1 protein-coding gene is annotated in these 587 nt (G+C 65.4%); it reads right to left on the bottom strand.

From position 1 onward, the window contains the following. Window positions 1-587 (bottom strand): hypothetical protein (locus tag DAI20_RS19915; protein ID WP_205781529.1); only part of this gene is annotated, 587 nt, incomplete at both ends.

Below are 587 nucleotides of genomic sequence, written 5' to 3'. Positions count from 1 at the left end.
TTGTAATCCGAGTAGCGACCGGCCACGTCCAGCGACAGTTCGCGCGCGAACGGCAGATCGGCCAGCAGTGGCACCTGCAGCTCCAGGTAGACCTCGTTGAGCGAGTAGTCGCCACGGGTCGGCTGGCCGGTGGTGCCGGTAATCTCACCCTTCTGCACCCGCATGTCCGGGGTGTAGCTGGCTTCTTCGCTGCGGTGCTCGAAGCCCATCGCGCCCATGATGTCGCCGGCCGGCAGGGTGAACAGCGAACCGGAGATGTTGGCGCTGGCCACCTTGGTGGTGCTCTTCATCTTGTCGACGAAGCGGGTGAACAGGTAGTCCTGTACGTCCTGGTTGCTCAGCGAGCCCGGGCCCGCATAGCCCATGGGCGCGGCCGGGTTCCACGGCACGCAGCCGGCGATCACTGCACCCGGGGTGCCGCAGCGTGCCACGGTGCCATCCATGAAGGACGGGCCGACCGCCAGGTCGACGTGCGGCTGGTACATGCTGCCGGTACCGATGCGCTCGCCTTCATTGCGGTTGTACATGTAGCTGACGTTCCAGTCCCAGTACCGCGAACCGGTTTCGAAGCTGCCTTCCAGGCCGAT

The sequence above is a fragment of the Planctomonas deserti genome (assembly GCF_003067705.1).
Taxonomy (GTDB): domain Bacteria; phylum Actinomycetota; class Actinomycetes; order Actinomycetales; family Microbacteriaceae; genus Planctomonas; species Planctomonas deserti.
The sequence above is the reverse complement of the archived record's forward strand: the minus strand, read 5'-3'. Positions and strand labels throughout refer to the sequence as shown.